Genomic DNA, 21,591 nt, shown 5'->3' on the forward strand with positions numbered 1-21,591 from the left:
ATGTTCATAATTACAATGGCGGCGACATGAACACCGGCGCGCTGGCCCCGAATGGCCAGCGCGCTTTCTTGAGGAATGTATGCATTGGAATGGAAAAATGGCGGCGCTGTGCCTGGCCGCCTGCACCTGCCAGCTCCCCGCCGCCACGGCGGCGCCGGCGAACCACCAGACGGCAGCGCCGTCCGTGCCCGAAGTGCGCACGCGCGACCTGCTGTTGCTGGGCGCGGGCCTGATCCTGCTGCTGGGACTGCGCCGGCCCGAACACGATACGTGGCAAGACTAAAGCAGCAGTAGCACCGCATACTCGCGGCTCTCGTCGCGCAGGGCGATGCTGTTGCCCTCCTGCGCCACGCCGTCGAGCGACAATCCTGCGGGCCGCCCCTGCGCCTGTTCCACCGTGATCGCGTAGCTGCTGGCGCCAAAGCGGTAATGCAGCTTGAAGGCGCGCCAATCGGCCGGCATGTTCGGCGCCACGCGCAGCACGTTCGCTTCGCGCGTCAAGCCGAGCAGCGATTCGACGATCAGCCGGTACAGCCAGCCCGACGACCCCGTGTACCAGCTCCAGCCGCCGCGTCCCACGTGCGGCGCCACGGCATACACGTCGGCCGTCACCACGTACGGCTCCACCTTGTAGCGCGCCACGGCCTGCGCATCGACGCCGTGGCGCACGGGGTTGATCATGCGCAGCAGTTCCCACGCCTTTTCGCCATCGCCCAGGCGGGCAAACGCCATCGCCGTCCAGATGGCCGCATGCGTGTACTGGCCGCCGTTCTCGCGCACGCCCGGCACATAGCCGCGGATATAACCGGGGTTGAGGCTGGATTTATCGAACGGCGGATCGAGCAGCTGGATCACGCCAAGGTCTGTGCCAGGCCAGCGCCGCACCAAGCGCGCATCGACCTGGCGCATGGCGCCGGCGACCCGCTCCTTGTTGGCCGCGCCCGACAGCACGCCCCAGCTTTGCGAAATCGAATCGATCTGGCATTCCTCGTTCGTATGCGATCCCAATGGCGTGCCGTCGTCGAAATACGCGCGCCGGTACCACTCGCCATCCCACGCATGCTCCTCGACATTGGCCGCCAGCTTGACTGCTTCGTCGCGGCAGAACCGGGCGAACGCCGCGTCGCCGCGCAGCACGGCCACTTCCGCGAAGCGCTGCAGCACCTCGTACAGGAAGAAGGCCAGCCACACGCTCTCGCCCTTGCCATGCTCGCCCACCTTGTCCATGCCGTCGTTCCAGTCGCAGGAACCCATTAGGGGCAAGCCGTGCACGCCCAGGCGCAGGCCGTGGCGGATGGCGCGCACGCAGTGCTCGTACAGGTCGGCCGATTCGCCCGAGCGCACGGGCAGGTCGTAATACGAATCCTCTTCCGGCTTGACGGCGCGCCCCTCGATGAAGGGCGCCACTTCCGACAGCACGTTGACGTCGCCCGTGGCGATCACGTAGCGGCAGGCGGCCAGCGGCAGCCACAGGTAGTCGTCGGAGCAGTGCGTGCGCACGCCCCGGTCCGACGGCGGATGCCACCAGTGCTGCACGTCGCCCTCGACAAACTGGTGCGCCGCGCACAGCAGCAAATGGCCGCGCAGCAGCTGCGGCGCCGTGTGGATCATGGCCATCGCATCCTGCAGCTGGTCGCGGAAACCGTAGGCGCCGCCCGACTGGTAATAGCCGCTGCGCGCCCACAGGCGGCAGGCGATGGTCTGGTACATCAGCCAGCCATTGGCGATCACGTCGAGCGAGGGATCGGGCGTCTCGATGCGCACGGCGCCCAGGGTGCTGTCCCAGTGCGCGCGCACCGCGTCGAGCGCACTGCGGGCCGCCTCCTTGCCCGCATGGCGCTGCACCATGGTGCTGGCGTCCGCATTGCGGCGCCCGCCCACGCCGAGCAGGAAGACGATTTCGCGCTCCTGCCCCGGCTGCAGCTCGAACGGCACCTGGATGGCGGCGCACGGGTCCAATCCGGTACCCGCCTTGCCCGACAAGCGCACGCGGCGCAGCGCCGCCGGCTGCGCCAGGCTGCCGTTGCGGCCGATGAATTCATTGCGGTCGCAGGTGATGGAGCGGATGCTGGCGTCCGTATTGAAAAATCCCACGCGGCCTGAAAACTCCGTGTTGTAGTTATTGCGCGCAAACAGGGCGCCGCTGATGGTGTCCACTTCAGTGGCCACGTGCATGCCGGACTTGGCGCGCAGGTCGGCCATCACCCATTCCACATAGCCCGTGACGGACAGGCGGCGCGGCACGCCGCTGTCGTTGCGCACCTTGATGACGGAGTATTTGACGGCCGCGTCCAGCGCCACATAGGTGCACAACTCGGTGGCGATGCCCCCTTCGCTGTGCTCGAACACGCTGTAGCCGAAACCGTGGCGCGTGACGTAGTCGCCGCTGCCGCGCGCGGGCAACGATGACGGCGACCAGAACTGGCCGCTCTGCTCGTCGCGCACATAGAACGCTTCGCCGGACAGGTCGGACACAGGGTCGTTCTGCCATGGCGTGAGGCGGAATTCATGCGCATTCTCGCTCCAGGTGTACGCCTGGCCGCCTTCCGACACCACGGTGCCGAATTGCGCATTGGCCAGCACGTTCGACCAGGGCGCCGGCGTCTGTTTTCCTTCGCCCGTGGTGATCACGTATTCGCGGCCATCGGGCGTGAAACCGCCCAGGCCATTTTCCAGGATCAGCTCGCGCTGTGGCGCCCGGTGCGGCACGCCGCCATGTTCGCGCGCGGGCTCTTGCAGCAGCGGCGGCATGCGCAGCACGGGACTGGCCGGGCGCTTGACCTGCTCGGCCAGCGTGCCGCGCAGGTCGCTGATGATGGCGCGCGCCACCGACTGCAGCAGGATGCGGTCTTCGTTGGCGATCTGCTCGGCCAGGCGCACGAAGATGCCGCCCGGGCGGTCGATCGCCTGCGCATCGATGCCCGAGGCGATCAGGCCCATGATCTGGTCGTGCAGCAGCTGGCGGTAGCCCGCCTGTTCCTCGTACCAGATCACCAGGTCCACCACCAGCCCTTTCAGGCGCCAGTAGGCATGCGCCTGCACCATCTGGCGCGCCAGTTCGATATTGGCCGTATCGCGTATCTGCAGCAGCACGATGGGCAGGTCGCCCGAGATGGCATACGCCCACAGGCCGGACTGGCCGCGCTGGTTCTTGATCAGGATGCTGGCCTCGGCACGCAAGGCCGCATTCGGATAGATCACGGCATTGGCCAGGCGCGCATACAGCTGCGCATCGGCTTCGCTGGCATTCAACTGGCGCAGCACCACCTGGCTGTGCGTCCAGGCCAGCTCGAACACGCGGTCGGCCAGATGGCGGTCCTGGTATTTGTCGATCAGGTGCAGCGCCGCCTCGCGCTGCTCCACCATGCCGGTCACGCTGTCGACCGTCACGGCCTGGTCGGGGGCCAGCGTGATGACGTAGCGGATGGCCACGATGGGGTCCAGCACGGAACCGTGACCGCCGCTCAACGGGCCGCTTTCCTGCAGCGCCAGCGGCAGTTGCGCCGTGTTGCCGCGGCCGATGAAGCGCGCGCGGTCCGTCTCGAACGAGACCTCGTAGCGCTCCGCGTCATGCACCGTCATCAGGTGCAGCAGCCACGGCATCTGCTCGTCTTTCGAACGGGGTCGGCGCGTGCACAGAATCGCATTTTCCTGCGCCAGGATTTCCGTCTGCACGAACAGCTTGCTGAACGCGGGATGGGCCGCGTCGGCCGCCGCCGGCGCCATCACCACTTCGGCAAAGCTGGTGATCTCGATGCGCCGCTGGCGGTTCGAATTGTTGCTGATGCGGGTACGGCGGATTTCGATGTCGTCCTCGGGCGAGACGACGATTTCCGTGTACAGATCCAGGCCGTGGTCGGCGCGGCGGAACTCGGCACGTCCCTCGGAAAAGATCACCTCGTATTTCTTCGGCTCGGCCAAGGTGGGCTGGTACATGGTGGACCAGACGGCACCGTCGTCAAGGTCGCGCAGGTAGCAGAAATTGCCCCAGTTGTCACGCGTGCTGTCCTCGCGCCAGCGCGTCACGGACAGGTCTTTCCAGCGGCTGTAGCTGCCGCCCGCATTGCTCACCATGACGTGGTAGCGGCCATTCGACAGCAGCTGCGTTTCGGGCACGGCGCTGTTGGCCTGCGTGAGGATGCGCATCGGCATGGCCTGCTCGGGCGCGCCGCTGCGCAGCACCGCCAGTTCGGCCGTGTTCGAGTAAAAAGCGCCCGCCTGCGGCGTGCGCTCCTGCAGCACCAGCAAGGCCGATTGCAGCAGCGGATCGGACTCGAAACGGCGCTGCATGGGGCGGTCGTGCAGCAGGTAGCTGAGGGCCAGGAAACCCATGCCCTGGTGGTGCACCATGAAGGAACGGATGACGGCGCTGCCCTGCCCGCGCGGCAGGCGCGCGGTGGTAAAGTCGATCGCCTCGAAGAAGCCGTAGCGGCCCATGTAGCCGGCCGCCCGCATGCGCTGCAGGTTCTGGCACGACGCTTCGGGCTGCACCATCAGGCCCATCATGCTGGCGTACGGCGCCACCACCAGGTCGTCGGCCAGGCCCCGCTTCAGGCCCAGCCCCGGCACGCCGAAGGCGCGGTACTGGTAGTTCAGGCTGGCGTCGACCGCGTTGTAGCCGGACTCGGAAACGCCCCACGGCACATCGCGCTGGCGGCCATAGTCGATCTGCGCCTCGATGACGGAGTGATACGTCTGGTCGAGCAGGGTGTTCGGATAAGTCGGCATCACCAGCAGCGGCATCAGGTATTCGAACATCGAGCCGCTCCACGACAGCAGCACGGGCTGGCCGGCCACCATGCACAGCTGGCGCCCCAGCGCGAACCAGTGCTCCTGCGGCAGCTGTCCCTGGGCGATGGCGATGAAACTGGCCAGGCGCACTTCGGAAGCGAGCAAATCGTAATAGCTGGGGTCGAGGCGCCGCTCGCTCACGTTGTAGCCGATGGCCAGCAGTTTTGTCGACGGGTTGTACAGGAATGCGTATTCGACCTGCGCAAAATCGCGCGCCTGGCCCGCCGCATGGGCGATGTCGCGCATGTGGCGGCCCGCCTGTTCGCTGCCCTGCGCCAGCAGCGCCGCCAGCTCGCGCGGCGTGCCGTCGATCAGCGCCAGGTTGGCCAGTTCGCGCAGGGTCGGCACGCGCTGCCACGCCGCATCGAGGTCCGCTTGCGCCGCCCACGGCGCCAGCTGCAGCAGCTCGGCCAGCGCCGCGCGGCACTGGCGCGCCAGCGCGCCGCTCCACATGGACAGCTCGCCATCCTCGCTTTGCAAAGTCAGCGACAGCAGCGCGTCGGCCGCGCCATTCACCGCATGCAGGTAGGCATGCCATTCGGGCAGACTGGCCGGCGCGGCTGGCGCCTGCAGCAGCGCCAGCGACGCGCGCACTTCCTTGCCTTCGCCTTCGGCGGCGATGAACTCCTGCAGTACCTGCGCCGTCGTGCGGATGCCGTCCGCGATTTGCGGACCCATGATGGGCGCGTCGTACAGTTCCACCAGTCCCGGCTGCAAGGTCAGCAGATGGCCGGCCAGGTTGCCGCTGTCGACCGTCGAGATATACATGGGCTGCAAGGCCTTCAGCGTTTGCGTGTCGTACCAGTTGTAGAAATGGCCCTGGAAGCGCTCCAGCTCACCCATGCTGCGCAAGGTGGCGCGGCTGCGCTCGATCAGCTGGCCCATGGTGAGGTAGCCGAAATCATAGGCCGTCAGGTTGGCCAGCAGCGCCAGGCCGATATTCGTCGGCGAAGTGCGGTGCGCCACCACCAGGTTCGGATGCTCCTGCATGTTATCGGGCGGCAGCCAGTGATCATCGGGGCCGACGAAGGTATCGAAATACGCCCAGGTCTTGCGCGCCACGCCATGCAGGAAGCGCCCCTGCTCGGCCGACAGGCGCGCCACGGCCCGTTCGATGGGACGGCTGATCCACCAGGCGATGGCGGGGGCCGCCAGCCATAGCAGCAGCACCACGGCCGCTGCCGGCAAGGCGGCGGGACGCCAGGCCAGCAAGGCAGCAAAGGTGGCCAGCGCCAGCGCGGGCGAACACCACATGGCGCGCCAGCTATCGGCCTGCGAGCCGGAAGAGCTGTGCAGGTTCGAGGCGCGCCAGTCGAGCAAATGTTTGTGCGACACGCCCAGGCGCCACACGGTGCGGGCGATGGCGTCCAGGCTGATCCAGGCTTCGTATGGCAGGAAGGCGAGCGTCAGCATGGCGTGCGAAAACTGCACGCCGCAGCGCCGCTCGAACGCGGCCAGGTGCTGGCGCCACAGGGTGTCGCGCGGTTTGCGCAGCAGGTCGTATAGGGCCGAAAACACGGGCGGCAGGAAGATGATGGCCAGCACGGCCGCGCTCCAGAACGCCACGTGCGGCAAAAAGCCCCACACCAGCAGCAGCGACACGGTGGTGGCGGGCGCCACGACGCTGCGGCGCAGGTTGTCGAACAGCTTCCAGCGCGACAGCATCGACAGGGGATTGCGTTCGCGCTTGCCCGCGCGGCCCGGCACGCGGCCCAGCAGCCAGCCGACCAGTTGCCAGTCGCCGCGTATCCAGCGCTGGCGCCGGCTCACGTCGGCGTCATAGCGGGCCGGATATTCCTCATACAGCTGCGAATCGCTGAGCAGGCCGGCGCGCAGGTAGCAGCCTTCCAGCAGGTCGTGGCTGAGGATTTTATTGTCGGGCAGGCGCTGGCCCAGCACGCGCTCGAACATGTCGAGGTCATAGATGCCCTTGCCGATGAAAGAACCTTCATAGAACACGTCCTGGTACAGGTCGGAGACGGTGCGGGTGTACGGGTCGATGCCCGGTTCGCCGCCGCACAGCAGTTCGTAGCGCGACGCGTTCGCGCTGGGCAGCGCGACGGCCACGCGCGGCTGCAGGATGCCGTAGCCGGCCACCACGCGCGTGCCGGCCGCGTCCAGCACGGGCCGGTTCAGCGGGTGCATCATGGTGGCGATGAATTCGCGCGCCGCGTCGCGCGGCAGCTGCGTATCGGTGTCGAGCGTGATCACGTATTTGATCGTGCGCAGGCCGCGCAACGCGCCTTCCACCAGCGCGAATCTGTCGCGCGCGCCGCCGCGCAGGAACGCGTGCAGGTCGGACAATTTGCCCCGCTTGCGCTCCTGCCCCATCCACGCATTCTGCTGCGAATTCCACAGGCGCGGACGGTGCAGCAGCAGGAACGGTCCCGCGTGGCCCGCCTCTTCGCGTTCGGCCGGGTCGCCATTGTCCTTGAACTCGATGCCTTCCACGCGGTATTTGTCGTTCAGGCCACGGATGGTCTCCTGCGCCTGGCGCAGCAAGGCCTCGTCGCCGGGCAGCGTTTGCGCCTCCGCATCGACAAAGTCCGTCAGCAGGCAAAAGCGCAGGTTCGGATCGCGGTTGGCCAGATAGCGCACTTCCAGCGCCTCGCACAGGGCCGCCACGTTGTCCTGGCTGTAGATCAGGGTCGGCACCACCACGATGCCGCGCGCGTCCGACGGAATGCCGGCCTGGTAATCCATGCGCGGCAGCGGGTGCGGCGACGTCATCAGGGTCGCCAGCCAGTTCACCACGGCCACGGCCAGCTGGCTGCTGCCCAGCAGCGCCAGCACGCCCAGCGCCGCCAGGGGCCAGCCCTGCACGCCATGGCGCACGGCGCGCTCGAGCAGCAAGGCGCTTGTCGCCAGGCTCAGGAAACAGATGGCGCCCAGGTAGACGGCCAGCGGCGCGGCGCGCGCCGTCTGCTGCAGCGCCTCGAGGAAGGGCAGCCTGGCGCCGGCCTGCTTTTCCAGCACCAGCACGCCGCGCCCCACCAGGTAAAAGCCGATGTGGCCGCGGCGCGCATCGCTGCCGTTGCCATGCGTGTGCGCCAGCTGCACCACCATCTCGGCCACCTCCACTTCGCTGCGCGCGCTGCGCCTGGCGATGCGCTCGATGGCGTGGCGGTAGCTGTCGCGCGTGGCGAAATCCATCAAGCCATACGTGCCGGCAGGATCGAGACGCAGGGTCTGCTCGACGACGCTCATGGTCTCGACGAATTCCTGCCAATCCATGGTGCCCAGAAAACGCAGGCTGCCGATGCTGTTGGCGATCGACACCTGGTCGGCCGCCTGCTGCCCGATCTCGGACTGGATCTGCTGCTCGATGGTGAGGCCCGATTCGGCCAGCTTGTGCGTCAGCCACGACAGCGCCAGGGTCAGCGACGAACTCTGCCCCTGCAGGCGGCGCGACAGCTCCGCCACGAAGGCGCTGGTCATCGGCGGATTCGAGCGCGCCATGTCGGCCACCAGCAGGATCAAGCCGCTGGGATTGCGCTCGGCGATCTCCGTCATCTGGTCGGCCCAGGTATTGGCCAGGTCGCGCTGCATGCGGTCATCGGCCACGCGCACGGCGACGCGCCGCAGGTTTTCGATCAGGGCAAGGCGCAGCATGATGGGCACGGCCCACAGTTCGCCCAGGGTCAGGGTGGCCACATCCTGGTAAGCCTCGATGAAGTGGCACAGGTTTTCCAGGTCGACCCGGCCGTCGCCATGCGAGATGATTTCCAGCGCGATCTTGTACACGCGCGGACAGCCCGCATCCACGCCGGACGTCAGCCGTGGCAGCTCCTTGCTGTAGTTCTTCGGCAGATGGCGCCGCGTGGTGCGGATCTGCTCTTCGATCAGATAAAAATTATCGAGCAGCCATTCCGACGCGGGCGTGACCTGGCGCCCGCTTTTTACCGTGGCCGTCAGCTCGTTGACGGTGGCCGTGATCAGAGCCGCATTGTCGGCCAGGCGCGCCAACAGGCGGTCGCGGCCATGGTGCCGTCCCACCGCATGGCCGGCAGCCACGTGCTTGCCGTGGGCAGCCATCTGCATGGCGCTGAACAGCTCGGAACGCAGGGGCAAGGCATCGTCGCGCGCGGCGTCGAAACTGTCCGGCGCGAGGGCATGGTCGCGGAAGATTTCTTTAAATTTGGAAATCTGTTGCTGGATCTGCTGCGTGACTACTGCGGTGTACTCTTTCAACTTGGCCTCGCTAGGTGCGCGCAGGCAGCCAGCGGCCACCGTCACGCTGGCCCAGTCTGGAAGAACACGATCGGACACTGGCGAAGACGGAAAGCGAAGCGCCGGAGCGTTGCGACGAATCTCAGGGTATAGGGAGATTTTCTGAACTTCATCGTAGGTGCGCCCTGCGCGCAAGACCGTGCGCTAGCGTACATACCCGAGGTTTTAGGGACGTGCCGGCAAAGAAATCAGGCAGTTGTAGGGAGGAAAAATGCCAGGAAGAAATTAACAGGGGAAATGCGCCAACGGCACCGTGCCAATGATGGCACGGTGCAATATTTCAACGAGGAAACTTCAACCCTGTCAGGCCGCGATGGCCAGCGGGTGGCGCGTCGCTTCCGCCATCGCCATGCCGCCGTTGAGTTGCCACGCCGCGCCATGGCCCAGGCGGCGCAAACAGGCGGCGGCGCGCGCGCTGCGGTTGCCGCTGCGGCAGAAAAAGACCAGCGGGCGCTGCGGCTGCTGCAGCCAGGCAGCCACCTGTCCGGCCAGGCGGCTCAGCGGGACGCTGTGCACGGCACAGCCCTCGAATACCGTGCCGGCACAGGCCGCGTGTTCATATGCTTCGCGCACGTCGACGAGGATGGCGTCGGGGTGCTGGCGCAGGAAAGCGGGCAAGCCGGCCGCATCGAGCTGCAGTTCGCTGGTGGACGCTTCGCCTTCGCCGGCAGCACGCACGGTGCTGCAGAGGCGGCCGTCGTCGCTTGAGCTGCACAGCACGGTGTCCGGCGTCACCAGCCCCGCTTCGAACAGGGGCGCCAGCGCCTCGGGCGCCAGGGCGCCGGTGAAGGCGAAGCGCTGCCCCAGCAGGTACACATGCGTTTCACCGCACTCGATCCGGCGCAGGCGCTGCTGGCCCAGTGCCAGCTCACCGTCGATATCGACGCGGCCCACCTGTTCGATGGCGAGCTCCTGCAACAGCGCCAGGCGCGCCGCGCCATGGTCGTCCGGCGCCGTCGTGTGCACGATGGCGCGCAAGGCCAGGTGCTGGCAGCGGATGAAGGCGGCCAGGCGCGGCACGAGCGCGGCGGCGGGATCGATGACGACGCACCTGGCGCTGGCCGCATCGCTGAGCAGCCAGGTGCACTGGCCATCGACGCCCAGCTGGATTATGCCCTCTTGCGCGCCGTCCTGCGGCGATGGCGCCAGCGCCGACGGCAGCAAACAGCTGCTGCGCAGCGCTTCGCCGCAGCGCTCGATGCGCGCGCAGGCGGCGGCGATGGTTGCCGCGTCGATCAGGGGGCCGAACGACAGGCGGATAGCCGAACTGGCGCGCCATTGCGGCACGTGCATCGCTTCCAGCACATAGCTGGGCAGGGCCTTGGCGGCGGAACAGGCGCTGCCCGAGCTGACGCGCACGCGCGCCGCATCGAACAGGTCCAGCAATTCCTTCGAAGACAGGCCCGGCACGGAAAAATTGAGCGTCGTCGGCAGGGACAGCTCGAACGGCATATTGAAGACGATGCCGGGGAACGCGTGCTCCAGGCTGGCCACCAGGCTGTCGCGGAACGCTGCCAGGTCGGCGTGGCTGCGGAAAGTCTTGCCATCTTCCAGGGCGGCCAGCACGGCGCCCAGCGCGGCGATGCCGGCCATGTTTTCCGTGCCGGAGCGCAGGCCCGCTTCCTGGCCGCCGCCCATCATCAGGGGTGTAAACGGCGCGCCGGCGCGCACGTACAGCATGCCGATGCCCTTGGGCGCATACAGCTTGTGGCCGGAAAACGGCGCGTAATCGATGCGCGTGGCAGCCAGGTTCAGCTTCAGCTTGCCCAGCGCCTGCACGCAATCGACCATCCAGTAGGCATCGGCGCCCCGTTCCTGCAGCAGCTGCGCGATGGCGGACAGGTCGCTGACGACGCCCGTTTCATTGTTGGCTGCCATCGTGCACAGCATGGCCGCATCGCCGATCAGCGCATCAAGCGCCTGCAGATCGTGGCGCCCCTGCGCATCGACGGGCAGCTTGCGCACTTCCAGGTTCAGGCCCAGCAAGCGGTTCCAGTGGGCCAGGCTTTCCGGCACGGCCTTGTGCTCGGTCGCGCCATACAGCAGCAGGCTGCCGATGCGCTTGCCCGCGTCGCGCCGTTCGCGCAGCGCGCACAGGGCCGACAGCACGGCCGTCTGGATGCCTTCGGTGGCGCCGCTGTTGAACATCAGGCGGCCGTCGCCCACGCCCAGCAATCGGCTGGCGCGCTGGCGTACGCCATCCATCATGGCCTTGGCCTGCAAACCCGTGGCGTGGGTGCTGCTGGGATTGCCATAGCCCTGTTCCATCGCCTGCCTGGCGGCGGCAACGGCGGCGGGCAGCACGCAGGTGGTGGCATTGCTGTCGAGGTAGATTTCTTTCATGATGGCAGTCCGGGTATTCGATGAAAAGGGCGCAGCGCAAGCGGCTGGAACGTCTCGATAGTCTACCGGCAGGCCCCCGTGAAGATATGCCAAAAGTCACTGCAAATAGCGTAATATGTAGCATATCGATGCTACAAAATAGAGAATCATAAAATGAATTCACCAAACACATCGCTCGACAAATTCGACTGCGCCATCCTGGCCGCCCTGCAGCAGGATGGCACCCTGTCGATCGCCGCCCTCAGCGAGAAGATCGGCCTGTCCAGCACGCCATGCTGGAAGCGCGTCAAGCGCCTGGAGGAAGACGGCTACATCGAGAGCCGCGTGGCCATCGTCAACCGGCAAAAAGTGGGCTTGCCCGTGACCGTGTTTGTCAGCGTGCGCACGGGACAGCACGATGAGAAATGGCTGCGCCGCTTTGCCGCCGCCGTCATCGTCTTGCCCGAAGTACAGGAATTTCACCGCATGAGCGGCGACATCGACTACCTGCTGAAAGTCGTCACCACCGACATCAAGGGCTACGACACCTTCTATAAAAAGCTCATCAAGGCCGTGCAGCTGACGGGCGTGTCGTCCGCCTTCTCCATGGAGCAAATCAAGTGCAGCACGGAATTGCCGCTGGAATTGATCGCCCACGGCTTGCCTGCCTGACCCATTTTCCCCGCATGGCGAACAAGCATGAAAAATCGGCATGATTGCCTGCCATTACGTTGCTGCATTGCAACATAAATAGCCTGAAAGCAGCAATGGCGCAGTGAAACGCGGGGCCTGGCCGGTATACTGGCGGCTCGCCTGCCCGCTTTTCTGCCGATTGTGCAGGCCATCACTCAAGGTTTCCATGTCTCTGCTCCGCCGCCTCTCCATCCAGAAAAAACTGCTGTTCAGCATGGGCCTGTGCCTGCTGCTCTTCATGGCGATTTCCTCGTTCCTCAGCGTGCGCATGAGCAGCGATTACGTGCGCGGGCGCGTCGTCGGCCAGGAATTGCCGGCGCAGGCGGGCGAGATCCGCAACGATGTGCTGCGCCAGATCAGCCAGCCCCTGTCCGTGGTGCAAACCATGGCCAACGATGTCTATCTGCAGGATTGGGAAGATGCGGGCTTGCCCGACAGCGGCATCGCCACCTTCCAGCGCTACGCCACCGTGGTCAAGGACAAGAACAAGGCGGCCTCGATCAACTGGGCTTCCGCCAGCACGGGCAAATATTTCACCACGGATGGCTTGCTGCGCACCCTGGACAAGAACCAGGCGGCCGACCAGTGGTTTTATCGCTTGCTGGCCGGCGACAAGGCGTACACGCTCGACATCGACAAGGCGGAAAACTCCAGCGACCTGATGCTGTATCTGAATGCGCGCGGCCAGACGGCGGGCGGCAAGCAGATCGCCGCCGGACTGGGCCTGTCCATCAATGCGCTGGCCGATACCATCCGCAGCTACAAGATCGGCCAGACGGGCCATGTCTACCTGGCGCGCGCCAATGGCATCGTGCTGGTGCACCGCGACACGGCCCTGGCCGACGGCAAGCACCAGCTCAAGGATTTGCCCGGCTTTAGCGATGCATTGAGCAAGAGTCTTCTCAGCGGCAACAAGTACGCGTACGCCATCTATGATGCGCCTGCCGGACGCCAGTTCGTGGCCGCTTCCTTCGTGCCGGAACTCAATCTGTACGTGATGGCGGAAGTGCCGGAAACGGAAGTGCTGGGCAATGTCACGCGCTCGGCCCTGATCGCCGCGCTGATCGCCGGCCTCGTCGGTGGCGGCATCGCCCTGCTGATCATTTATGTGATCAGCCGCGCCATCGCCGCCCCCGTCGCGCGGGCGGCCGACATGCTCAGCGAGATCGCCAGCGGGAACGGCGACCTGAGCCGCCGTATGCCCGTCGAATCGGAAGACGAGGTCGGTGCGCTGGCCGCCGCCTTCAACCGCTTCGTCGCGTCGCTGAACGTGACGATACGCGAAGTTCGCGACAGTACCGGGGCCATTGCCAGCGCATCGAGCCAGATCGCGTCGGGCAACCTGGACCTGTCGGCGCGCACGGAAGCCCAGGCGTCGAGCCTGGAAGAAACGGCTGCCGCCATGGAAGAGCTGACGTCGACCGTGAAACAGAATGCGGACAATGCGCGCCAGGCCAACCAGTTGGTGGTATCGGCCTCGAGCCACGCCGTCAAGGGTGGCGACGTGGTGGGACAAGTCGTGCAGACGATGGGCGCGATTACGGAAAGTTCACGCAAGATCGCAGACATTATTGGCGTGATCGACGGCATTGCCTTCCAAACCAATATCCTCGCCCTGAATGCGGCGGTCGAGGCGGCGCGCGCGGGCGAACAAGGCCGCGGCTTTGCCGTGGTGGCAACGGAAGTGCGCAACCTGGCACAGCGTTCGGCGGCGGCAGCCAAGGAAATCAAGGACTTGATCGTCGACTCGGGCAGCAAGGTGGAAGCGGGCAGCAAGCTGGTCGATTCCGCCGGCGCCACCATGCAGGACATCGTCGTATCCGTCCAGAGAGTGGCCGACCTGATGGGAGAAATCGCGTCGGCCAGCCAGGAACAAAGCCAGGGCATCGCGCAAGTCAATGCCACGGTCACGCAGATGGATGATGCCACCCAGCAAAATGCGGCATTGGTGGAAGAAGCGGCCGCGGCGGCCCAGTCCTTGCAGGATCAGGCCGGTCGGTTGGCACAGGTGGTCAGCGTGTTCAAGCTCGAGGAAACGGGGCAAGCGCCGCAGCAAGCCATCGCCCGGCCCGCGCCACCCAAGGCTGTGCGCCCGGCAATTGCCGCAGCACCGGCCGCGCGCCCGAAAGCGCCGGCCAGCGATGCGTGGGAAGAGTTTTAAGGCAATTATTTCACCATCATCACAGCGCCGGCGTCTTCACGCTGGCCGCTTGCTTGAAGAAATCATAAATGCCGCTTTCGCTCATGCGGCGCGCATTCGCCAGTTCGCCGCGCTTGGTGGCGTACAGCACCTGGTTGTTGTCGCTGGAGACGAGCACGGCAGCAGGAATCCCCTTTTTGAGGGGATTGCCATAGATTTGCGCCACATCGAGGTTATGGTCGAAATTCCCCACGTCGACCTTGACGACCTTGAACTGCTGCTGCATCAGCTCGGCATTCTTGCCTTCCTTCAAGGCCTTGTCGAGCGCACGGCAATCCTCGCACCAGTTGGCGCCAAAGATCAGCAGTACGGGCACATGCGCCGCCTTGGCCTCGGCCAAGGCGCGGGCCACGTCGGCCTTGGCGTCGGCTGCCGCGTTGTACGGCAGGTGCGGCGTGGCGACGGGGTTGCTCGGCGTCGGGGCGGCGGCAACGGCGGTGCCGGCAAGCAGCAGGCTGGCAAGAAGAAGGGAAAGGCGCATGCAAGGCTCCTGAGAAAAATCGTAAGGCCAGCTGAACGGATGCCAGCGGACGTGATTGTCTAGAATATGCCTGCTTGTGGGAAATATCCACCATTTAATTGCACTGTGCTTATGCGAAAAACGTATAAGCAGCCCCAAGGAGTAAGCGCTTGAGCATGCAAGATGTCCTGCCTCCTACACTGTCCGGCGGCATGCCCGACACGGCCTACCAGGCGGTATTGGCCCTGCTGCATGAACATTTTTCCGACCGCAACCTGACAGCAGTAATGGCGGCCGTCACGGGCAGGAATGCGGCGTCGGTCTTCCACGACATCCATGCCTGCGCCAGCAGCAAGTGGGAGCCATCCGCCACCGGGGCTGTCCGGCGCCTGCTGGAGCAGCACGGCTTGCAGGCAGTCTGTGCCGAAGACTAGCGCCCGCGGGCAGCGAAATCCCGCGCATGGGATAATGTCGGGCTCACACTGAGCAACGCGGCCTGAACGCGCCCTCCCCATGACGACTTCTTTCCTGGCACGCTGGCTGCCGCAACCGAACAACGGCAGCCGCCGCGAACAATTGCGCGCCTGCGCAGGCGCCATCTGCGGCCTGCTGCTCACTGGACTCATCTGCCATTTCCTGCTGGCCCCCGACAGCGCCAGCGTGTACCTGATCGCGCCCATGGGCGCCTCGGCCGTATTGCTGTTCTGCCTGCCTGCCAGCCCGCTGGCGCAACCGTGGTCCGTGGTGGGCGGCAATGTGGTCTCCGGCCTGGTCGGCATGGCCTGCGTGAAATGGCTGGGCCCCAGCGTGGGCGTGGCGGCGCTGGCCGCCTGCCTGGCCATCGGCGCCATGTTTGCCCTGCGCTGCCTGCATCCGCCGGGCGGGGCCGTCGCGCTGACCACCGTGGTCGGCGGCGCCAGCGTGCATGCGGCCGGTTTTGAATTCGTCTTCATCACCGTGCTGTTCAATTCAGCCGTGCTGGTCGCCTGCGCCGTGCTGTACAACAACCTGACGGGGCGCCGCTACCCGCACATCCAGCAACTGGCCGCCCCCCATCCGCACGCCACCAGGGACGACGTGCCCAGCAACCGCCTGGGCTTTTCGCCGGACGACCTCGATGCCGTCCTGCGCCAGCACAGCGAGGTGCTCGATATCAGCCGCGACGATTTGCAGGCGATCTTCCTGCAAACGGAAATGCGCGCCTACCAGCGCCGCTTCGGCGTCGTCACCTGCGCCGACATCATGTCGAAGGATGTGCTCAGCGTGGAATTCGGCACGCCACTCGACGTGGCCTGGCGCACCATGCGCGAACACGAGGTGGGGGCCTTGCCCGTCGTCAACCGGGCGCGCCGCGTCATCGGCATCATCACGCAGACGGATTTCCTGCGCCATGGCGGACTCGACGATTACCAGGGCGTGCGCCAGCGCCTGCGCAGCCTGCTGCAGCGCAGCGGCCTGTTCCACGGCGACAAGCCGGAAGTGGTGGGGCAGCTGATGACGCCGTCGCCGCACACGGCCCGCCTGGGCATGCCCATCATCGATCTGGTGCCCCTGATGGCCGATGCCGGCTATCACCATATTCCCATCCTCGACGATGCAGAACGCCTGGCCGGCATCATCAGCCAGTCCGACCTGATGGCGGCCCTGTACGAGAGCCGCTTTGCCGAGGCCGCCGCATGACACCATTCCAGGCATTGCTGACTGGCCCCGATGGCGGGCCGTCCGGCACGCCCGTCAGCGCGCATTTCTTTGGCGCCCAGCTGGCCATCGACGCGCCCGGCCACAGCGTCGCCGTGGCGCAACTGGTCGTCAGCGTGGGCGGCGTCGACGGGCCGGAACTGTTCCTGAACTGGCTCGATGGGCAAGGCCGGCAAGCATCGCTCAAGCCGCTGACAGGCAGCGACATCGCCATCGTGTTGACGGAAGCGCCGGCCGCGCTGCAGCCGCAACTGCGGTGCCTGTGGAGCGAACGCCAGCGCAACCGGCGGCAAGTGTCGGGCTGGCTGGCCGGTTTGACGGGCGCGGCCGTCGTTGCCTCTGCCCTGCTGTGGTGGCAGGGCGGCAATGCCATCGGCGCGCTGGCGGGCTTCATTCCCTTGTCGGTAGAAAAACAGCTGGGCGCACTTGCCCTGTCGCAAGTGCGCGCGCAAGGCGGCATCGCCGACAGCGGCGTGGCGCAGCAAACGGTGCAGGATATCGGCCGCAAGCTGACGGCCGGCTCGCGCTACTCCTACCGCTGGCTGGTCAAGCAGGACGACAGCGTCAACGCCTTTGCCATGCCCGGCGGTATCATCGTCGTACACACGGGATTACTGCGCCAGGCTGCCGACCCGGGAGAGCTGGCCGGCGTGCTCGCGCATGAAGTGCAGCATGTGGAGCAACGCCATTCGCTGCGGCAAATAATCAGCAGCCTGGGCTGGGGCGCCCTGGTCGGCGTGACCATCGGCGACATCAGCGCCGTGGCCGCCATGCTGGCGCACCAGGCCGGCACCCTGTATTTCAGCCGCGACATGGAAGAGGAAGCGGACCGCCTGGGTTTGCTTGCCTTGCAGCGCGCGCACATCCAGCCAGACGGCATGCTGCGCTTTTTCCAGAAACTGGGCAAGACGGATGACGCAACGCCGCCAGGCTGGCTGTCCTCGCACCCGCAAACGGCGGCGCGCGCCCAGCAAATCCGCGGCCTGATCGCGGCCACGCCCTGCCCCGCCTGCACACCATTGACCAGCCAGCACTGGCAGGCGATGAAAGCCACCCTGCCGCCTACGGCAAAATAGCAACATTCCTCCCGCACAATTTATCCAAACGCACTGGGCAATGGCGTATGCTTACGCCCCGGCCGCTCCATCTCGACCGGCCACCCCGACCTCGCTACGGTTTTGTCAGGCGTTGTAAGCCTCCGTTCATTCCCTCCTTACAAAGGACATCGCGCATGAAGCATCGTTTTGCCGCCGGCACCCTCGGCACCCTGGCCATCTCCCTGTTGCTCGCCTACGCCCCCATGGCGCAAGCGGTGCAGTCCACAGCCCAAACCGTAGCCGTCAGCGCGCCCAAAGCGAAGCAGCAGCTGCGGGTGCTGGCCGACCAGTATTACGATGCGCTGGCCCGTTTCGAGCCGATCAATGCCACCGAAAGCGGCGACAACCGTTTTGACGACCAGCTCGGTTCTGCCATCGTGCCTGCCGCGCGCGCGAAACAGTTTGCCCTGTACCGCCAGTACCAGAAGACCCTGCGCAGCATTGCCCGTGCGCAACTGTCGCACCAGGACCAGATCAACTACGATATCCTCGACTATGAACTGGCCACGGCGCTGAGCTTCGAGCGCTTCCCCGAATACCTGCTGCCACTGAACCAGATGGACAGCATGCCCGTCACCCTGGCCAATTATGCGGGCGGCGAGGCATCGCAGCCTTTGACCACGGTCAAGGAGTACGACGCTTACCTGAGCCGTATCGGCCAATTGCCGGGCTGGATAGACCAGGCCATCGCCAACATGAAGGTCGGCATGCAAAAGGGCATCGTGCTGCCCAAGGCACTGACGGAATCGGCCCTGCCGCAATTCAAGAAACTCGTCAGCGCCACGCCGCAGGACAGCGTCTATTACACGCCCGTCAAGAAACTGCCCGCCGGCTTTTCCGAGGCGGACAAGGCGCGCCTGACGCAAACCTACACCGTCGTCATCCAGGCCAAGCTGATGCCCGCGCTGCAGCGCCTGGCCACGTTCATGGAACAGGATTACCTGCCAGCCGGCCGTACGAGCAGCGGCTGGAGCGCGCTGCCCGACGGCGCAGCCTGGTACCAGGCGCGCGTGGCCAGCAGCACCACCACGGATTTGAAACCGGAGCAGATCCACGCCATCGGCTTGAAGGAAGTGGCGCGCATCCAGGAGCAATATGCGATCGTGGGCCCGAAGATGGGCTACACCGGCCCGGCCGCCGGCTTGCCCGTGTGGGTCTCGGAACAGGCGAAATACCGTCCGTTCAAGACGGAGCAGGAAGTGCTCGACGTCTACCGCAAGCTGAACGTACTGCTCGACAGCAAATTGCCTGCCCTGTTCACCCTGGTGCCGAAGGCGCCGCTGGACTTGCGCCTGGAGCCTGAACTGAGCCGCGACACGGCCGCCGACCACTACACGGCGCCGGCCGCCGACGGTTCGCGCCCTGGCGTGTTCTGGTCCGTCGTCACCGATCCAAAACTGTACGGCGATACGGGCATGACCACCCTGTTCCTGCACGAAGGCAAGCCTGGCCACCATTTCCACCTGGCGCTGGTACAGGAAATGGACTTGCCGAACTTCCGCCGTTTCGGCGGCAACAATGCCTTCACGGAAGGCTGGGCCCTGTACGCGGAAACCCTGGGCAAGGAAATGGGCCTGTTCGACGATCCGGCCCAGTATTTCGGCCATCTGAACGACGAGATGCTGCGCGCCGTGCGCCTGGTGGTCGACACGGGCTTGCACACCAAGGGCTGGACACGCGAGCAGACGATCAAGTACATGCGCGACACCCTCGGTTACGATGCCGTGGCGAAAAGCGAAACGGAGCGCTACATGGCCTGGCCGGGCCAGGCGCTGGGCTACAAGATCGGCTCGCTGAAGATCGTCGAACTGCGCCAGCGCGCGCAGCAGGCACTGGGCGACAAGTTCAACCTGCCGAAATTCCACGAAGTCGTACTCGGCGACGGCACCCTGCCCCTGCAACTGCTGGAAGCCAAGGTCGACCGGTGGATCGCGCAGCAGAAGTAAAACGCAGCGCCTGAAGTACAACGGCAGCGCCTCAATGGCGCTGCCGTTTTTTTTTGCCCGCAGCGTATCCCCTTACACCAGCAGCGCTGCACTCATGGAACGCACTTCCTCGGCCGATTCGGCCAGGATGCTTTGCAGGGTCTCGTTATCGATAATGAAATCGATGACGGAATCGGAGGGCGTGAGCATTTCCACGTACGTCACCTGCAAGGGCGACGGCACGGGCGCCAGTTGCTTGGCCAATAATAAGGTGTCGAGCAGGGAGTCGGGCGGAATCGACAGCAAGCCGTCGCGCAGGCCTTCGATGGCGTCACTGACGGCCAGCGGAATCAGCAGCTTCTTCATGACTTCGCGGGAAATGATTTCTTCGGCGGACTCCATCCAGTGATCGGCATCGTCGTCGAGCAGGCCGGGGAATTCATCGGCACGCGACAACAGGTAAAAGCCGCCCACCTCATGCACGATGCCGGCGAACAGGGCCGTGTCCGCATCGACGTGCGTCACGCGGCGGGCCAGCACGTGCGCCAGCGCCGCCACATGCGCCGTGTGCTCCCACAGCTGGGTCGCTTTCTGGCGCAGGACGGGGTCGATGATCTTGCTGCCGAACTGGCGCACCACCATGGCCGCCACCAGCGCATACAGATTGCGGTACCCCATGCGCATGACGGCGGCGCGCACGCTGGTCACGGGCGCCGCCTCGCCACGGCTGTACACGGCCGAATTGGCCAGCGCGACAGTGCGCGCCGCCAGCAAGGGTTCGGCCAGCACCAGCTTGATCGCATGATCGATATGGCAGTCCGGTTCGGCCAAGGCCAGTTGCAATTGCAAAGCGGAATTAACACTGGTGGGGAACGTTAATTCTCCACGTACCGCTTGGGAAACAATTAAACCGAAAGCCTGTAATTTATTCATCATACGTTCAATCCGCCTTAAAGATTTTTCCAGCATCAATTCCATGCATCAGAAATTGAATGCCAGACCCGGCCTTTAGAATATAGATGGCACGTCATTCGCTTGCAAGTGGGAATCTGGCAATGCCAGCGCATGCAATAGCGATTCATCGCCGATGACAAACAATTTCGGCTGCTGTAATACCTGCAGCAGGAATGGCTGGCCTTCACGCAGACGTCGGCGATAATCGGCCAGCGTATATAAGTTGGGATTGATTTTACGCCTTAAGGTTCGCTCGGCCGGGGCCAATCCCGTCAACAGATCACCGTAATTGGCTTCTTCGCCCACCAGCAGCAAGTCGATGGCGCTGCCGGGCATGTCCTGGCCCTTCGCCGTGGCGCCCGACACGAAGGCCAGGTGCAACTGTGCACGCAAGGGCGCCAGGGTTGCACTGAGCACGCCGACGATGCCGAAGGTTTTCTGCACCAGCCCGCTCAACTCGGGATACACGAGACTTTCCTTGTTGGGCCAGAAGCGCCGCACATTGCCGATCCGCTCCGAAGTGATCAGGCCGGATTCATGCAGGCGGCGCAGTTCCCGCTGCGCCGATGCGCTGCCCAGGCCCGTCAAGCGCATGATCTCGTTCAAATGAAAGCCTTCATTCACGCGGACAAAGAGCAATCCCAGCAGTTTCTGCTGGGCGGGAGTAAACAGGGCTTGGGCAATCATGCGCCAAATCTTAGCATGAATGAACTGAAAACTGGCGTGGCGGGGCAATAGTGCGTGATGACGCAACAACGCGGCGACGCAGCGCCACATGCCCGTTGCGGACCGAGACGCAGCAAACTGGCGATGCCCCGGCACTCCGCAGCCGGCAATCAGCACTCCTTGTGAGCACTCACTTCCATTTCCCTTGCGCGATGAACAGATATCCCGGCCCACCGCATCCGCCAGCTGCATACCGACGGCAGCGCCGGTCTTTCATCCCTCGATTCCAGCTTGCCCGATACCGCAGTCACCGGGACATATTGATTCACAGGCCAGACAAGGAGAATACAGGCGTATCGGTTTGATTATGAATTCCCGCCGTGAATAACAGCATGAGCGGACTGGACTTTCAACCCATTTTCATTTCCCCATGCTGCCAATCTAAAATTCCATGCATGGATAATCTCCGGAAATGACATTCTTTTTATGTGCTGCATACGCATTGCAATGGAGATACTGCCGAATACATACGGACCGCCGTGATATGGGGCATTT

13 protein-coding genes are annotated in these 21,591 nt (G+C 65.0%); 7 read left to right on the forward strand and 6 right to left on the reverse strand.

The window, feature by feature from the left end; genetic code table 11:
- Positions 1-79: 79 nt before the first annotated feature.
- Positions 80-283 (forward strand): hypothetical protein, encoded by a 204-nt coding sequence (locus GCN74_RS03855; RefSeq protein WP_193316955.1) that lies wholly within the window; start codon positions 80-82, stop codon positions 281-283.
- Here the strand turns inward: GCN74_RS03855 and GCN74_RS03860 are convergent.
- Together GCN74_RS03860 and GCN74_RS03865 are read right to left on the reverse strand one after the other, a co-directional pair.
- Positions 280-8,919, reverse strand: a complete 8,640-nt coding sequence (locus tag GCN74_RS03860) for a GH36-type glycosyl hydrolase domain-containing protein (protein WP_413541522.1) — start codon at positions 8,917-8,919, stop codon at positions 280-282. The two genes, GCN74_RS03855 and GCN74_RS03860, sit on opposite strands and share 4 nt — an antisense overlap.
- A gap of 405 nt (positions 8,920-9,324) precedes the next feature.
- Positions 9,325-11,364: an aminotransferase class V-fold PLP-dependent enzyme gene (locus GCN74_RS03865; RefSeq protein ID WP_152255418.1), complete on the reverse strand. Its 2,040-nt coding sequence runs from the start codon at positions 11,362-11,364 to the stop codon at positions 9,325-9,327.
- A 153-nt stretch (positions 11,365-11,517) separates the two neighbouring features.
- On the opposite strand from GCN74_RS03865, the gene GCN74_RS03870 reads away from it, so the two are divergent.
- Entirely contained in the window at positions 11,518-12,015 is a 498-nt protein-coding gene (locus tag GCN74_RS03870; RefSeq protein WP_152255419.1) for an Lrp/AsnC family transcriptional regulator, read from the forward strand.
- Between the two features lie 54 nt (positions 12,016-12,069).
- Here the strand turns inward: GCN74_RS03870 and GCN74_RS29505 are convergent, their stop codons facing one another.
- On the reverse strand, positions 12,070-12,204 hold the full coding sequence (locus GCN74_RS29505) for a hypothetical protein (RefSeq protein WP_264372871.1): 135 nt from the start codon (positions 12,202-12,204) through the stop codon (positions 12,070-12,072).
- Here GCN74_RS29505 and GCN74_RS03875 point away from each other — a divergent pair.
- On the forward strand, positions 12,203-14,197 hold the full coding sequence (locus GCN74_RS03875; protein ID WP_152255420.1) for a methyl-accepting chemotaxis protein: 1,995 nt from the start codon (positions 12,203-12,205) through the stop codon (positions 14,195-14,197). The two genes, GCN74_RS29505 and GCN74_RS03875, sit on opposite strands and share 2 nt — an antisense overlap.
- Positions 14,198-14,216: 19 nt before the next feature.
- On the opposite strand, the gene GCN74_RS03880 is transcribed toward GCN74_RS03875, so the two are convergent.
- Positions 14,217-14,717: a thioredoxin family protein gene (locus GCN74_RS03880; RefSeq protein WP_152255421.1), complete on the reverse strand. Its 501-nt coding sequence runs from the start codon at positions 14,715-14,717 to the stop codon at positions 14,217-14,219.
- A gap of 149 nt (positions 14,718-14,866) precedes the next feature.
- Between GCN74_RS03880 and GCN74_RS03885 the strand changes: the two genes are divergently transcribed.
- The 4 genes from GCN74_RS03885 to GCN74_RS03900 all read left to right on the forward strand — a co-directional run bounded on the left by GCN74_RS03885 (position 14,867) and on the right by GCN74_RS03900 (position 19,437).
- Positions 14,867-15,130 (forward strand): hypothetical protein, encoded by a 264-nt coding sequence (locus tag GCN74_RS03885; protein WP_152255422.1) that lies wholly within the window; start codon positions 14,867-14,869, stop codon positions 15,128-15,130.
- 79 nt (positions 15,131-15,209) lie between these two features.
- Complete coding sequence (locus tag GCN74_RS03890) at positions 15,210-16,376, forward strand: HPP family protein (RefSeq protein WP_152255423.1); 1,167 nt, start codon at positions 15,210-15,212, stop codon at positions 16,374-16,376.
- On the forward strand, positions 16,373-17,470 hold the full coding sequence (locus tag GCN74_RS03895; protein ID WP_152255424.1) for a M48 family metallopeptidase: 1,098 nt from the start codon (positions 16,373-16,375) through the stop codon (positions 17,468-17,470). The genes GCN74_RS03890 and GCN74_RS03895 overlap by 4 nt, the downstream gene beginning before the upstream one ends.
- 155 nt (positions 17,471-17,625) lie before the next feature.
- Positions 17,626-19,437 (forward strand): DUF885 domain-containing protein, encoded by a 1,812-nt coding sequence (locus GCN74_RS03900; protein ID WP_152255425.1) that lies wholly within the window; start codon positions 17,626-17,628, stop codon positions 19,435-19,437.
- A gap of 72 nt (positions 19,438-19,509) precedes the next feature.
- Here GCN74_RS03900 and GCN74_RS03905 read toward each other — a convergent pair whose 3' ends face one another.
- Both GCN74_RS03905 and GCN74_RS03910 read right to left on the reverse strand, forming a co-directional pair.
- A complete protein-coding gene (locus GCN74_RS03905) occupies positions 19,510-20,349 on the reverse strand; it encodes an HDOD domain-containing protein (RefSeq protein ID WP_152255525.1) in 840 nt (279 codons plus the stop codon).
- Between the two features lie 75 nt (positions 20,350-20,424).
- Entirely contained in the window at positions 20,425-21,288 is an 864-nt protein-coding gene (locus GCN74_RS03910; protein WP_226938853.1) for an ArsR family transcriptional regulator, read from the reverse strand.
- Positions 21,289-21,591: the final 303 nt, after the last annotated feature.

It is taken from the genome of Janthinobacterium sp. FT14W (genome assembly GCF_009208755.1).
GTDB classification, from domain to species: Bacteria; Pseudomonadota; Gammaproteobacteria; order Burkholderiales; family Burkholderiaceae_D; genus Janthinobacterium; species Janthinobacterium violaceinigrum.

Excerpts from the sequence above, each read along its gene's own strand:
- GCN74_RS03895 (WP_152255424.1), top strand. The coding sequence starts at position 16,373 with ATGACACCATTCCAGGCATTGCTGACTGGCCCCGATGGCGGGCCGTCC.
- GCN74_RS29505 (WP_264372871.1), bottom strand. The coding sequence starts at position 12,204 with ATGGAAACCTTGAGTGATGGCCTGCACAATCGGCAGAAAAGCGGGCAG.
- GCN74_RS03865 (WP_152255418.1), bottom strand. The coding sequence starts at position 11,364 with ATGAAAGAAATCTACCTCGACAGCAATGCCACCACCTGCGTGCTGCCC.
- GCN74_RS03875 (WP_152255420.1), top strand. The coding sequence starts at position 12,203 with ATGTCTCTGCTCCGCCGCCTCTCCATCCAGAAAAAACTGCTGTTCAGC.
- GCN74_RS03880 (WP_152255421.1), bottom strand. The coding sequence starts at position 14,717 with ATGCGCCTTTCCCTTCTTCTTGCCAGCCTGCTGCTTGCCGGCACCGCC.
- GCN74_RS03905 (WP_152255525.1), bottom strand. The coding sequence starts at position 20,349 with ATGAATAAATTACAGGCTTTCGGTTTAATTGTTTCCCAAGCGGTACGT.
- GCN74_RS03890 (WP_152255423.1), top strand. The coding sequence starts at position 15,210 with ATGACGACTTCTTTCCTGGCACGCTGGCTGCCGCAACCGAACAACGGC.
- GCN74_RS03900 (WP_152255425.1), top strand. The coding sequence starts at position 17,626 with ATGAAGCATCGTTTTGCCGCCGGCACCCTCGGCACCCTGGCCATCTCC.
- GCN74_RS03855 (WP_193316955.1), top strand. The coding sequence starts at position 80 with ATGCATTGGAATGGAAAAATGGCGGCGCTGTGCCTGGCCGCCTGCACC.
- GCN74_RS03870 (WP_152255419.1), top strand. The coding sequence starts at position 11,518 with ATGAATTCACCAAACACATCGCTCGACAAATTCGACTGCGCCATCCTG.
- GCN74_RS03910 (WP_226938853.1), bottom strand. The coding sequence starts at position 21,288 with ATGCAGCTGGCGGATGCGGTGGGCCGGGATATCTGTTCATCGCGCAAG.